This window comes from Brachybacterium halotolerans subsp. kimchii (assembly GCF_020792675.1).
Classification (GTDB): domain Bacteria; phylum Actinomycetota; class Actinomycetes; order Actinomycetales; family Dermabacteraceae; genus Brachybacterium; species Brachybacterium halotolerans.
The window spans coordinates 1,755,820-1,769,622 of record NZ_CP086254.1; the positions used below are offsets into that span (position 1 = coordinate 1,755,820).

Below are 13,803 nucleotides of genomic sequence, written 5' to 3' on the forward strand. Positions count from 1 at the left end.
CCCGGTTGGCCGTCCCGTCGGCCGCCACCGCGGTCGGCCGCCGCCTCCGCCTGCTGCCCGCGTCGGCCCACGCCCCCGTCGGCCGCTCAGGCGGTGATGGTCGCGGTCGAGGAGCCCGACGGGCCGCGGCGCACGTGGATCTGCTCGGCGATCTGGGTCTTGAGGTCGCCGACGTGGCTGACGATGCCGATGGTGCGGCCGTGCTGGGAGAGGTGCCCGATCTCGGCGACGACGGTCTCGAGGGTCTGCGGGTCGAGCGAGCCGAAGCCCTCGTCGATGAACAGGGTCTCCATGCGCACGCCGCCGGCCTCGCCGGTGACGATGTCGGCCAGTCCCAGGGCGAGGGCGAGCGAGACGAAGAAGGTCTCGCCGCCGGAGAGGGTCTCGGGCACGCGCGCCTGGTCGGTGCGCCGGTCCATGACCAGCAGGTCCAGGCCGGTCTTACGGGCGCCGCGGGCGCCGTCGTCGCGCAGCAGCTCGAGGTCGGTGCCGGAGAAGCGGGCGAGCCGCGCGTTGGCGGCATCCACGACGTCCTCGAAGCGCCGCATGAGCACGAAGGTCGACAGCGGGATGCGGCGGCCGTCGGCGGAGCGGGCGGTGGCGAGGTCGGCGACGCGCACGACCACGCCGGCGCGCTCGCTGACGCCCGTGACCTCGTGCATCGCCCGCTCGAGCGCCTCGAGGGCGGAGGCCGAGCGCTCGGCGACGGCGCCAAGGCGGGCCGCGACGGCGGAGGCCTCGCGCAGGGCGCTCTGCGCCGCGACGAGCTGTTCGCCGGCGGTGGAGGCGGCGACGCGGGCGGCCTCGAGCGCCTCGTCGCTGGGGTCGGCATCGGAGACGCCGTCCTCGGCGAGGCCGTCGGCATGGCGCGACTCCTCGACGGCGCGCTGCTGGAGGGAGGCGGTGAGGGTGCGGCGCTCCGCCTCCGGGAGCACGGCCTCGCGCACGGCGGCGTCATCGGCGAGGGCTTCGTCGTCGGCCCCCTCCTGCGCTGTCGGAGCAGACGCTGCGGGTTCGGACGCCGCCGATCCGGACGCCGCTTCAGACCCCGTCGGTTCGGACGCTGCAGGTTCCGCCTGCTCGCGCAGCGCCGCCCGCGCGGTCTCGCGGGCGGTCTCGGTCTCCTGGCTGAGGCTCGCGGCGCGCGCGGCCTCCTCGGTCGAGGCGCGCAGGGCCTCGCGCAGGGCGGTCGCGGCGCGGGCGCGGGCCGCGTGGTGGCTGCGGCGCACGGCGATCGACTCCGCCTCGCCGCGGGCGTCGGCCACGCGGGCGCGATCCTTCTCGAGGGCGGCCGACGCCTCCTGCTGCGCGGTCCTCTCCCGTTCGAGCGCGAGGGCCTGCCGGGAGCGTTCGGCGGTGAGCTTCGCGGTCGCCTCGTCGTGGGCGGAGATCGCGGTCTCCGCCTCGGCGGCCTCGGTCTGCGCGGCCGTCGCCTGCGCGGCGGCCTCACGGGCGGCCGTGTGCGCGGCCTCGGCGGCGCGGGCGTCGAGGCCGCCGGCGCGCTCGCGCAGGGCCTCGAGCTCGCCCTCGATGACGGCCTTCTTCTGCGCGGCGTCGTGGTAGGCGCGCTCGGCCTGCTGGCGCTGCGCCTCCGCCTGCTCGACCTGCTCGGCGCCGACGGCGTCGTGCGTGGGGGTCGCGGGGTGCGGGTGGTCGGCGGATCCGCAGACGGGGCACGGGGCGTCGTCGCCGAGGTCGACGGCGAGCTCGGCGGCGATGCCCGCGAAGCGACGTCGACGCAGGTCGGACTCGGTCTCGGAGGCGAGGCGGGCGGCCTCGAGGGTGCTCGCCGCGAGGGTCTCGGCCTGGGTCAGCGCGGTCTGCTGCTGCGCGGCGGCGCGGGCGGCCTGGAGGCGTTCGGCGGCGGTCTTCTCGGCGAGGCGCGCATCGGCGAGGCCGGCGGCGCGGGTGCGAGCGTCGTCCCGGGTGGCGAGGAGCTCCTGCTTCGAGGCGGGGCGCGCCTCGATGGTCTCGTCGAGGGCGGCGAGGTCGCGGGCGGCCTGGTCGCTGCGCTCGGCGCGGGCGGCGAGCTGTGCGCCGCGGTTCTCGAGGCCCTCCTCGAGGGAGGCGAGGTCGGCGAGGGCTCCGGCGCGCGCGGTGTCCTCCTCGGCGGAGGCGGCGAGCGCGGCGGGCGCGTCCTCCCCCGCCAGGAGGTCGGCGATCTCGGGATGCTGGGCACGGGTGGTCTCGGCGAGGTCCGCGAGGTCCTTCTCGGCCCGGGAGGCAGTGCTCGCGGCCTGGTCGCGGCGGCGCAGCAGCTCGGCGACGGGGCGGGCGGCCTCGTCGCGGGCGAGGCGGGCGCGGGCCGAGCGGATCTGCGGGGCGGCGGCGTCGAGTCGCGCGCCGAGGGCGTCGAGCTCGCGGCGGCGGTCGATGCGCGTGCGCGCGAGGGCGGTCTGCTCCGCGTGGGCGCGGGCCGAGGCCTCGGAAGCGGCCTGGGCATCCTGGTCCTGCGCGGCGTCGGCCGCGGCCTGCCGGCTCGCCGCGAGGTGCTCGCGGGCGGCGGCGCCGAGCTCCTCCAGGCGCAGCGCCTCGGCATGGCCCTCGAGCGCGTCGAGCGGCTCGCCCTCGACGCCGACGGCCTCGACGAAGCGGGCGAGGGAGCGGCCCAGGGAGCCCTTCGCGGCGTCGACCTCGCGCTTGGCCTCCTTGCGCATCTCCTCGAGCTGCTTCTCGACGTCCTGATAGATCTCGGTGCCGAACACGCGCTGCAGCACCTGCTGACGCTCGCCGGTGCCGGCGCGCAGGAAGCGCGCGAACTCGTTCTGGGGCAGCAGGACGGTCTGCGTGAACTGCTCGCGGCTGAGGCCGACGGCGCGCTGGATCTCGCGGCCCACCTCGTCCAGGCGGGTCGCCAGGGGCTCCGCCGCGCCGGCCGGGGAGGATGCCGCGCCCGCCGTGCCCGCCGCGCTCCCAGTGCCCGCGGTGCGCGCGGCGAAGTCCGCCCCGTCGGCCGCTCCCCCGGCGATCTCCGCGATCACGCCGGGCAGCAGCTCGGGCGAGCCGAGTCGCCACAGCAGCGCCTTGGCCTGCTGCTTCGTGGTCCCCGTGCCGCGCTTCTTGGCGCGCTCGTAGTCGGGCTCGCGGTGGACGCGGAAGATGCCGGCGCTGGTCTCGAACACGAGGTCGACCGCGCTCGGGGAGTCGGAGGCGGCGAACTGGGAGCGGATCCGGTCGCTGCTCGCGCCGCTGCCGGCGACGCTCCCGTAGAGGGCGTAGACGATCGCGTCGAGGATCGTGGACTTGCCGGATCCCGTCGGCCCCTCGAGGAGGAACATGCCGCTCGCGCCGAGCGCGGCGAAGTCGATGTCGACGGCGCCCGCGAAGGGGCCGATTCCGCGCAGGTGCAGGTGGTGGAGCTTCACGAGGCCTCCTGGCCGCGGGAGCGCACGGTCGTGTACGCCTCGTCCATGACCTCGTGCTCGCGCGCGCTCGGCTCGCCGCCCGTGACGTACCCCAGGAACTCGTCCATGACCTCGAGGGGATCGGCCTCGCGCCGCACCTCGGGCGCGGCCTCGCCGGCCTCGCGGCCCTCGGGCTCGTAGGAGGTGAGCAGCAGGTGCGGGAAGGCGGCGCGCAGGCGCTCCTGCAGGTGGGCGGGACGGGCGGTGTCGGTGACGGTCGCCTTGACCCAGTCATCCCCGTGCGCGCCGGACTGCGCGAGCAGCGACTCGAGGTCGCCGCGCAGGGCGGTGAGGCGGCGGGGCACGGGCGTCCCGATGCGCTCGACCTCGACCTCGCCGGGCGCGCCGAGCTCGACGAGGAGCACGCACTTGCGGTGGTCCTTCTCGGAGAAGGAGAAGGCGAGCGGGGAGCCCGAGTAGCGCGCCGGGGAGCCGACGGACCGCGTGAGGTCCTGGCACCCGTGGAGGTGGCCGAGGGCCACGTAGTCGAATCCGGCGAGCACGGGCGCCGGGACGGAGTCGACGCCGCCCACGGCGAGGTCCCGTTCGGACTCGCTGGACTCGCCGCCGCTGACGAAGGTGTGGGCGAGCACCACGGTGCGGGCCCCGGGATGCTCGGCCGCGCGCCCGCGCACCCGGTCCAGCGCGGCGCGGGTGACGGCCTCGTGGCTGCGGCCCAGCGGCTCCTCCCCCTCCGGGACGAGCCGGTGGCGGGCCGTGTCCGGCTCGAGATAGGGCAGGCCGAAGAACAGCACCTCGCCGTGCTCGTCCTCGACGCTCACCGGATGGTCGAGCCCGGGGGTGTCGGTGAGCAGGTGGACGCCCGCGCGCATGAGCTCGCGGCCGAAGCCCAGACGGTCCGCGGAATCGTGGTTGCCGGGAGTGAGCACCACCGTCGCCGTCTCCGCGAGGCGCGAGAGGGTGCGCCCGAGCAGCCGGATCGCGGGGATCGGCGGCACGGCGCGGTCGTACACGTCGCCGGGGATCACGACCACGTCGACCTCGCGCTCGCGCACCAGGTCCACGAGCCAGTCGTGGAAGGCGACCTGGTGTTCGTGCAGGTCCTCGCCGTGCAGAGTGCGCCCCAGGTGCCAGTCCGAGGTGTGCAGGATCTTCATGGTGTCGAGCCTATGCGGGGGCGGGGACATCCGAGGCGCACGGACCGGCTGCGGCCGACGGGAGAACTGGGCGGCCTCGGCCGTCCGGGAACCGACGATGCCGCGGCTTCCCGGCGCGGGTCCGCCCCGCCGGCGCGGATCCTCCCTCCGGCACGGCTCGTCTTGAGGCGCTCGGGCGCGGGCGCGAGGATGGCTGCATGACGATCCCTCGACGCGTCCTGCTCTCCGCCGCCGCGATCACACCGGGCCTCCTCGCAACCTCCGCGGCCCGCGCCGATCCCGCTGCCGACGCCCATGCCGGCGCTAACGCCCACAATGACGCCCACGCCGACGCCGACGCCGACGAGCGCAGAGACGCACGGCGGGAATTCCGGGGCGCCCTCGCGGATCTCGAGACCGCCCATGACGCCCGGATCGGGGTGAGCGCCCGCGTCGTCGGCGACTCCCGCGCTCTCACCCATCGCGGCCGCGAGCGCTTCGCCCTCGCCTCCACCGGCAAGGTCCTCACCTCGGCGCTCGTCCTGCGCGAGGCCTCCGAGGAGCGGCTGCAGCAGATCATCCGCTTCACCGCCGAGGATCTCGAGGAGTACTCCCCCGTCACCGCCGAGCACGTGGACGAGGGCATGCGCCTCATCGACCTCGTCGACGCCGCGCTCACCCGCAGCGACAACACGGCTCAGAACCTGCTGTTCAGGGAGCTCGGCGGGCCGCTCGCGGTGCAGCGCCGGCTCCGGCACCTCGGCGATCCCGTCACCCGGATCGACCGCACCGAGCCCGAGCTGAACACCGCGATCCCTGGCGACGCCCGCGACACGACCACGCCCGTCCAGATGGCAGCCGACCTGGAGCTTGCGACGCTCGGCCACGGCCACGGCCACGGCCACGGCCACGGGCTTGGGCTTGGGCTTGGGCTTGGGCTTGGGCGCAGTGCCCTCGGACGCGACCGCTCGGCGCAGCTGCTCGCGATGATGCGGGCGAACACGACGGGGGACGCGGCGATCCGCGCGGGCGTCCCGTCGTCCTGGACCGTCGCCGACAAGACCGGCGCCGGCGGCTACGGCACCAGCAACGACATCGCCGTGATCACCCGCCCGCACGCGGCGCCCCTCGTGCTCGCCGTCTACACGACGGGCCGCACCGAGGACGCCGAGCTCCCGGCGGACCTGATCGCCCAGGTCACCCGGCACGTGGTGGACGCCCTGGACTGAGCGCCCACCGCGTCGGGCACGACGCCGCCCCGAAGGGCGTGGCACGATCCCTCACAGGGCGCGAGGAGCGAGGTGCGTGATGGGGCGGACAGCAGCACCGGGCAGGGACGCCCGGATCGAGGCCTTCCTCGAGGCGTGGAGCGGTCTGCGGCGCGCCGTCGACGCGCTCCCTGCCGAGGCCTTCGCCCACCCGTCGGGGTGCCGCGGCTGGCTGGTGCGCGACCTCGTCTGCCACCTCGTGATCGACGTGCAGGACGTGCTCATCACGCTCGCGACCCCGGCCGGGACGTGGGCCGGGCCCCGGGGTGCGACCCCGGCCGGGACGAGCGCCGCGACGTCAGCCGGGTCGAGCGGCGCGACGTCGGCCGACGCGGAGCTGCAGCGTCCCGCGGACTCTGCGGGCTACTGGAGCATCGTGGATGCGCCGACGGGCGAGGACCCGCTTGATGCGCTCATCCCCCGCCTCGCCGCGGCTTACGAGGATCCCGCCCTGCTCATCTTCCACCTCGACGACCTGGGGTCCGCCGCCGCGCGAGCAGTGCGGGACGCCGATCCGGACCGACTCGTCGAGACTCAGGGCATGGTGCTGAGCGCGGGGGACTTCGCGGACGCCTACGTGCTCGAGTGGACGCTGCACCACCTGGACCTCGTCGAGGGAACGCCGAGCAGGCCCGGCCCGTCGGCCGCCTCCCTCGCGCGCGCCCGCGGGCTGCTGATCCGGGTCATCACCGGATCGGGCGACGCGCCGCTGATCGATGTCCCCGACGCGGACCTGCTGCGGATCCTCACGGGCCGGCGCGACCCGTCGGCCGAGGAGCTCGCGGCCCTCCCTCCCCGGATCGCGCAGGGCCTCCCCTACCCCGTCGGCTGAGGGAGTCGAGCCGGCGGCGTGCCGAGCCGATGACGCCGGACGGCGACGCCTTCCCGCCCGTCAGCCCCGATAGGTCGACTCGTCGAGTCCCGACATCGTCGGGTCGTGGTCGAGGTGGCCCACGGCGTCCATCGAGCTCATCCAGTGGTAGAAGTTGTCGCCGCGCTCGCGCAGGCGATCGTAGAGCTCGGCGAGCATCGCCCGGCGCGGCTCCTCGAGCAGGGGGTCCTCGAAGCGGTTGGAGAGCTCGTCGGGGTCCGACTCCAGGTCGTAGAACTCGTTGCGCGACTCGGGGTTCACCACGAGCTTGAAGCGGGGCCCGCGCAGCATGCGCTGGGCGATCGGGAAGTGGTGGCCATGGAACTCGCACAGCACGTTCTCATCCCACTCCGGATGCTCTCCCCGCACGATCGGCAGCAGGGAGCGGGAGTCCACCACGGGATCCGTCGGCCGACCGGCGAGGTCCAGGAAGGTCGCGGGCAGGTCGATGAGGCTCACGAACTCCTCCCGCACCTGGGGCGGGCAGCCGGGGACGCGCAGGATGCCGCCCGTGCGGTAGATGTCGTCGTACATCGCCGGGCCCTTGTCGTGCAGGCGGTGGGAGCCGGTGAACTCGCCATGGTCCGAGCTGAACGCGACAGCGGTGGTGTCCGCGAGGCCGAGCTCGTCGAGCGCGGCGAGGATCCGCCCGAACTCGCGGTCGATCATGGTCACGTAGCCCCAGTAGACGGCGATGAGCTTGCGCGACTGCTCCTCGGTCATGGTGTCGAAGGCCCAGTGCCCGGAGTAGTTGCGCTGCACCGGCGGCTTGTCGGCGAAGTCCTCGGCGACCGAGCGGGGCAGCTCGACGTCCGCCGGGTCGTACATGTCGAAGTACTCGTCGGGGATCACGTAGGGCAGATGGGGCCCTGAGAAGCTCGAGACCACGAAGAACGGCGCCTCGCCGCTGCGCGCCCCCTGCGCGTAGCGGGTGAGCATCTCGATGGTGCGGTCGGCCAGGTAGTGCTCGAACGTCGCCTCGACGGGCTGGTGCAGGCGCGCGGCCATGAGGTTGCCGACCTCGCCGTTGGGGAAGGTGCCGCGGATGCGGTCGCTGATCTCGTACGGAGGATGCCCGTTCTCCTCGAGCCATGCCAGGTAGTCGGGGTGGTCCACGGCGTTGTGCCAGCCCGGGTAGTGCTCGGCCTCGAAGCCGAAGTCGGCGGCCGTGCGCTCCTCCCCCACGTGCCACTTGCCGACCAGCCCGCACTCGTAGCCGCTCGCGCGCAGGTCCTCGGGGACCGTCCACTGGTCCTCGGGCAGGTCCTCGATGTAGCCGACGTTGCGCTCGTGGTTCGCCAGCAGCTTGTGCCGGAAGGGGGCCGCGCCCGTGAACAGGGACGCGCGCGCCGGCGTGCAGATCGCCGTGGGCGTGAACCAGTTCTCGAAGCGCGTGCCCTCGGCCGCGAGAGCGTCCAGGTGCGGTGTGCGGCAGATCGGGCTCCCGTAGCAGCCCAGGGTGTCGACCCGGTGCTGGTCCGTCATGAGCATGAGGATGCTCCGACGGGTGGGGGCATCGGGGGCAGCGGTGCCGGTGGCGGAGGGATCAGGCGTGGGGGTGCCGGTGGCGGAGGTGGCGGAGCCGGAGGTCATGATCAGAATCCTTCCATCGAGGACGAGGAACGTGCGGTGGGACGAAGAACGAGGCCGCGAGCCGCCCCGCACCCCGGGCCCGGAGCCCGCTTCGGCCCGGGCCTGGGCCGTGAGAAGTACGAAATCGTTGTGATGGACGCTCTTGGCAACCGTTTCGTACTTCTCACGGCCCGACGGGGTGCGGGGGCACGGCGCCCGGGTGCGAGGGGCGTCAGGTCGGTCAGGTGCGGGCGGCGGCGGGGGCGTCGACGATGTCGTCCATCTGCTCGAGCTCGAGGTTCTTGGTCTCGGGCACGAGCTTGAGGACGAAGAGGATCGAGGCGAGCGCGATGATCGCGTAGACCGCGTACGTGGTCCCGATCGACCAGGCCGCGAGCACAGGGAAGGTGAGGGTGACCGCGAAGTTCGAGGCCCACTCGACGCCGCCCGCGACGGAGGTCGCTGCGCCGCGCATGCGGTTGGGGAACATCTCGCCGATGAGCACCCACATGATCGGGCCCCAGGTCCCCGCATAGGCGCCGACGTACAGGCACAGCGCGACCAGCGCCAGAATGCCGAGCACCGGCGAGGAGGCGAGATCGGGGGCGGTGCCGCCGCCGTCCTGCGCGACCTGCGGCGCGGTCAGCATGATGACGGCGGTGACCACGAGCGCGGCGAACATCGAGATCGACCCCCACAGCAGCAGCGGTCGCCTGCCCACCCGGTCCACGAGCAGCATGCCCAGGATGATCGCGACGACCTTCACGGCGGTGAGCACGAGGGTCTGCTTCAGGGCGTCCTGCTCGCCGAAGCCGATGGTCGCGAAGATCGTGGTGGCGTAGTAGAAGATCGCGTTGATGCCGACCAGCTGCTGCAGCGCCGCCAGACCGATGCCCACCCAGACGATGCGCTGCAGGCGGGACGTGCCGGGGACGAGCAGGGCGCGGAAGCCGCTGCCCCGTCGGCCGGAGCCGTGGCCGGACCCGTGGTCGGTGAGGGAGCGGGTGATCTCCTCGACGCGCTGGTCCACGCCCTCCTCGCCGACGGTGCGGGCGAGCACGGCGCGGGCCTGGTCGGTGCGGCCGTGGGCGATGAGGAAGCGGGGCGACTCGGGGATGAGCAGCGAGGCCACCAGGTAGATCACGCCGCCGAGGGCGACCGAGAGGAAGGCCCACTGCCAGACCTCCAGATGGAGGCCGAGCAGGCCCAGCTGGGACGTCGACAGCGGTGCGTCGCCCTGCGGGGCGGGCGCGGCGGCGAGCATCGCATCGCCCAGCAGCCCGCACACGAACAGGCCGATGATCAGCATGAACTGGCGCAGGGAGACGAGCATGCCGCGCATGGAGGCGGGCGAGGTCTCCGAGACGTAGGCGGGGGCGATGGTCATCGCGGCGCCCATCGCCATCCCGGAGAAGATCCGCCAGAACAGGAACATCGCCATCGAGTCGCCCACGAAGGCGGTGCCCACGGAGGAGACGATGAACAGGATCGCGGCCACGATCATGATCGCCCGTCGGCCGATGCGATCCGAGAGCCGTCCGGCGAGGAACGCGCCGAGCACCGCGGTGAGCACGCCGAAGGCGACGGCGAAGCCCAGCATCCCGGTGCTCGCGCCGGTGTGGAAGGCGAGCGCGTTCTTGATGACGTTCAGGGACATCGCGTCCCAGCCGAACATCAGGCCGGAGATCGAGGCGGCCAGCGCCGCACCGAGGGCGCGGCGCCGCGCGGCGGGCGGGACGACGGGCGTCGCCTCGGGGGCGGGGACGCCCGGACCGGGCCCGGCGGTCGTGGAGGGGTCGGGGTGTGTCATGCGATCAGGTCCTTTCCTGGTCGGCGGGGGCGGTACGGGCTGCGGCGGGATGCGGTCCGTTGGGCACAGCGGGGTGTGAAGCGGGGTGTGTAGCGGAGTGCGAGGCGGGGATTCGGGCGGGCGCGACGACGTGCGCTGCGCCGACGCGCCGGTCGCGGCGGAGGTTCAGGTGCGGGGGTGGAGGACGACGAGGGCGGCACCGGTGGCGCCTGCGAAGGCGTCGAGCCGTCCGCGCTCGAGGGGGATCAGGGGGAACCGCTCCCCCACGCTCTCGCCGACGAGCGGGCGGATCGTCTCGAGGAGGCGGTCGTCGGCGTCGAAGAGGTCGCCGGTGAGGATGACTTCGTCGGGGTCGACGATGGTGGTGGCCAGCACGAGCGCCCGAGCTGTCGCGCGGGCGACGCGATCCAGCACCCCGCGCAGCTGCGGGGCGTCCTCCGCGAGCGCGTCGCGCAGCGCGGACGGCGAGCGCAGCACCACGCCGTGGCTGCGCAGAGCGGCGAGCACCGCCGGCGTCGAGGCGACGGTCTCGAGGCATCCGGAGCGTCCGCAGCGGCAGGCCATGCCGGGGATCTCGACGGGCAGATGGCCGATCTCGCCGGCCATGCCGTCGGCCCCCAGGTCGAGCGCACCGTCGCGCACCACGGCGCCGCCGACGCCCTGGTAGCAGCGCACGTGCAGAGTGATGCGGTGGCCGTCGCCCGCGGCGAGGTGCTCGGCGAAGGCCGCGCAGCGGGTCGTGTTGTCGACGTGGACGGGCACGCCGTAGCGCGCCTCCAGGGCCTCGACGAGCCCGTGCCAGGGCGCGCGCTCGGGACGCGTGAGCGCGGCGGGGCCCGAGATCCCGAGGCCGACGCCGCGCAGCGCGGTCCGGCGGGTGGACCTCCCCGGCTCCACCGGCCCCGCGGGTTCCCCGGAGCCGTCCGCGCCGTCTGCGCCGCCCGCGGCGTCCGCGGCGTCGAGCTCCGCGAGCATGCGCAGCACGAGCTGCCGGCGACGGGCGGCGCCGAGGCCCTCGTCGTGGGTCTGCTCCCGGCTCGCGAGGACTTCGCCGAGGGTGTTCAGGTGGACGATGCGGACCGCGCCGTGGGCGAGGTCGATGCCGATCGCCCGCACGGCGGTCCGGTCGATCGCGACGCGCTCGGTGGGGCGTCCGCGGCCGGGCTGCTCGTCGTGGCCGACGACCTCGACGGCGCCCTCCTCGACCAGACGGGTGAGCACGGCGGAGACGGTCGAGCGGCTCAGGCCCGTCGACTCCGCGATGAGCGCGCGGGTGAGTGTCCCGCCGCCGCGGAAGGCGTTGATGACTTCGGCCTCGCGCGGATGGGCGGGAGTCGGCAGCGACCCCGTCGTGGACATGCCCCCACGCTAGGGGCGGCGAATTCCTCCATCTCGCCGGTGCAGAATCACCAGCGAGATGGGACGCAGGTCACATCGCATCGAGAGGTGAGTTGTTGTCGTCAAAGCATCCTTTTGACGACCACAACTCACCTCTCGACGTCGGGATACGACGACAACTCACCTTTCGATGGTCGAGCGATGCTCGATGCGGCGGGGCGCCGTGATCAGCGATCGGTGGCCGCGACCAGCCTGTCCTCACGCGCACCGGGACCGTCAGCCGGAAGATGGCCCCCGTCTGCCGCGAGATGGCCCCCGTCTGCCGCGAGATGGCGCTCGTCGGCCGGGAGATGGCGTCGGGAGGAGACGAGGATCCCGACCCAGCACACCGCACCCAGGGCCACGATGACGGCGAGCACGACCTGCACGTCGACGAGGTGGGCGACGGCGGCGATCACCGCGGGGGCGAGGAAGCCCGCGTAGGCGGCGGCGTAGAAGACGCCCGTGAGCCCGGCGAGATCGCGCGAACCGGCGATGCGCTGCACCTCGAGCAGGGAGGAGACCAGCGCGATGCCCATGCCCACGCCGATCACGACGTTCGCGCCCAGGCCGATCGCCACCGACTGCGTGCGGATCGCGAGGGCGACGGCGGCGATGCCCAGCAGCATGATCCCCACGGCCGCGACGAGGCCCCGGGCGGACTCGAGCGAGTGCGCCCTCTGGGCGAGCGGCTGGATCGCGCTGGAGACGCCGAGCGCGATCACCGTGGCGGCGGTCGCGCACACCAGGCCCCAGGTGCCGGTCGCGCCGGCCAGCTGCGTGGGCAGGTAGCCGTAGCCGATCGCGGCGGAGCCGAAGATCCATGGCGCCCCCAGCAGCACGACGCGCGTGAACCGGCGGTGCCCGGCGCTCGGCACGCCGAGCTGGCGCCACCAGGGCCCGGGGAGTCCGCCGGGGACGCGCCCCTCGGGCAGGCGCGCGACGATCACCAGGAAGGGGACGGTCAGCGCGAGGTGCACGAGGAAGGGCAGCACCTCGGGCAGCGGGCCCCACTGGGCGACGAGCCCGGCCAGCAGCGCTCCGGCCGCCGAGCCTGTGGTGAAGGCGAGCGACGCACGGCGCGCACCGGAGTCCTCGGCGGCGCCGGGGTCGAAGCGCCCCTGGGACAGCTCCTTGATCCAGGCGTTGCCCACGGCCATCGCGATGCCCACGGAGATGCCGGAGAACAGCCGGCCCAGCGCCAGGAAGAGCGCCCCGGTGGGCCCGAGGGCGAGCAGGATGCTCCCGATCAGCGCCGCGAGCACGCCGACGAGCATGAGCGGACGCCTGCCGTGCCGGTCGGAGAGGGATCCGGCGAGCAGCAGGGCGGGGGCGAGCCCGAGCACGTAGACGCCCAGGAAGATGTTCACCAGGAGCGAGGAGAAGTGCTCCCTGTCCTCGTACATGAGCAGGAGCGGGCTGAACTGGTTGCCCGCCCAGGAGCACACGAAGACCGCGCCCCAGGCGGCGATCCAGGGCTTCACCCCGCCGAGACCTGTGCGGCGCCCCGGAGCCGCCGGTTCCTCCGCTGCCGACGAGACAGCGGGGGCCGTCGTCGTCCCGGTCGCAGACTCGTCGAGCGGCTCCGACCTCGTCCGGACCTCCGTGTCGGTCACCGCTGTCGTCTCCGCTCTGTTCTTGGTCGCTGTCTCGGTCTTCGTCGTCGTCTCCGTGACGCTCACAGGGCACCTCGATGCGAGGCGACGTGCTCGTGCAGGGTGCGGGCATAGGCGGCGGGATCGCCCTCGGCGAGCGCGCGGGCGAGCTCCCGGTGATGCTCGAGCGAGGCGCTCAGCTGTTCGGGGCGCACGCGCATGAGCTGGTGGCGCAGGCGCTGCTGGCGGTCGCGCAGGGTCGCGGTGAACATGACGGCGACGGCGTTGCCCGAGCCGTCGATGACGGCGGAGTGGAAGCGCGAGTCGGCGTCGATGAAGGCCGGGATGTCCTCGGCCTCGATCGCCCGGGACTGCTCGTCCAGCAGGCCCTCGAGTGCGGACGCGAGGTCCCCCGCCGCGCCGTCGGCGATGACGCGGGCCGCTGCGGCGGACTCGATCGCCTCACGCATCTCGAGCACGTCGCGGGCCTCGTGCGGGGACATGGGTCGCACGACGGCGCCGCGTCGGTGCTCGAGGCTCAGCAGGCCCTCGGCGGCCAGTCGCAGGAACGCCTCGTGCATGGGGGTGCGGGAGAGGTCGAGCTCTCGGCGCAACGCGTTCTCGCTGACGCTCTCCCCGCCGGCCAGCTCGCCCCGGATGATGGCGCTCTTGACGTGCTCATAGGCGCGCTCTGCCGCAGCCTGTGCGGGCGATGCGCTCTCGTCGTGCTCGAAGTTCACGGGTCCAGCCTAAAGACTTGCATGCAAGCTTGCACGCAAGCCCGTGGTTTCGCGTGAGCGAGGGAACGC

Annotated in this window: 9 protein-coding genes; 2 read left to right on the forward strand and 7 right to left on the reverse strand. The window is 73.9% G+C overall.

Features of this window, described 5'->3' with window-relative positions:
- Positions 1 to 86 precede the first annotated feature (86 nt).
- Both Bra3105_RS08080 and Bra3105_RS08085 read right to left on the reverse strand, forming a co-directional pair.
- Positions 87 to 3,365, reverse strand: coding sequence for an AAA family ATPase (locus Bra3105_RS08080; RefSeq protein WP_228359370.1), 3,279 nt, complete (start codon positions 3,363 to 3,365; stop codon positions 87 to 89).
- Complete coding sequence (locus tag Bra3105_RS08085) at positions 3,362 to 4,522, reverse strand: exonuclease SbcCD subunit D (protein ID WP_228359371.1); 1,161 nt, start codon at positions 4,520 to 4,522, stop codon at positions 3,362 to 3,364. Before Bra3105_RS08085 ends, Bra3105_RS08080 begins: the two co-directional genes overlap by 4 nt.
- A 197-nt stretch (positions 4,523 to 4,719) precedes the next feature.
- Here Bra3105_RS08085 and Bra3105_RS08090 point away from each other — a divergent pair, with 197 nt between their 5' ends.
- Entirely contained in the window at positions 4,720 to 5,730 is a 1,011-nt protein-coding gene (locus Bra3105_RS08090) for a serine hydrolase (RefSeq protein ID WP_228359372.1), read from the forward strand.
- A 79-nt stretch (positions 5,731 to 5,809) separates the two neighbouring features.
- The gene (locus Bra3105_RS08095; protein WP_228359373.1) at positions 5,810 to 6,601 is read left to right on the forward strand and encodes a maleylpyruvate isomerase N-terminal domain-containing protein; all 792 of its coding nucleotides are present in this window, start codon (positions 5,810 to 5,812) and stop codon (positions 6,599 to 6,601) included.
- Between the two features lie 60 nt (positions 6,602 to 6,661).
- Here Bra3105_RS08095 and Bra3105_RS08100 read toward each other — a convergent pair whose 3' ends face one another.
- The 5 genes from Bra3105_RS08100 to Bra3105_RS08120 form a co-directional block, all read right to left on the reverse strand.
- On the reverse strand, positions 6,662 to 8,233 hold the full coding sequence (locus Bra3105_RS08100) for a sulfatase family protein (RefSeq protein ID WP_228359374.1): 1,572 nt from the start codon (positions 8,231 to 8,233) through the stop codon (positions 6,662 to 6,664).
- A 220-nt stretch (positions 8,234 to 8,453) separates the two neighbouring features.
- Positions 8,454 to 10,022 (reverse strand): sugar porter family MFS transporter, encoded by a 1,569-nt coding sequence (locus Bra3105_RS08105; RefSeq protein WP_228359375.1) that lies wholly within the window; start codon positions 10,020 to 10,022, stop codon positions 8,454 to 8,456.
- 165 nt (positions 10,023 to 10,187) lie between these two features.
- Complete coding sequence (locus tag Bra3105_RS08110) at positions 10,188 to 11,381, reverse strand: ROK family transcriptional regulator (RefSeq protein ID WP_228359376.1); 1,194 nt, start codon at positions 11,379 to 11,381, stop codon at positions 10,188 to 10,190.
- A 206-nt stretch (positions 11,382 to 11,587) separates the two neighbouring features.
- The gene (locus Bra3105_RS08115; RefSeq protein ID WP_228359377.1) at positions 11,588 to 12,883 is read right to left on the reverse strand and encodes an MFS transporter; all 1,296 of its coding nucleotides are present in this window, start codon (positions 12,881 to 12,883) and stop codon (positions 11,588 to 11,590) included.
- Positions 12,884 to 13,077: 194 nt separating this feature from the next.
- On the reverse strand, positions 13,078 to 13,734 hold the full coding sequence (locus tag Bra3105_RS08120; RefSeq protein ID WP_228359378.1) for a GntR family transcriptional regulator: 657 nt from the start codon (positions 13,732 to 13,734) through the stop codon (positions 13,078 to 13,080).
- Positions 13,735 to 13,803: the final 69 nt, after the last annotated feature.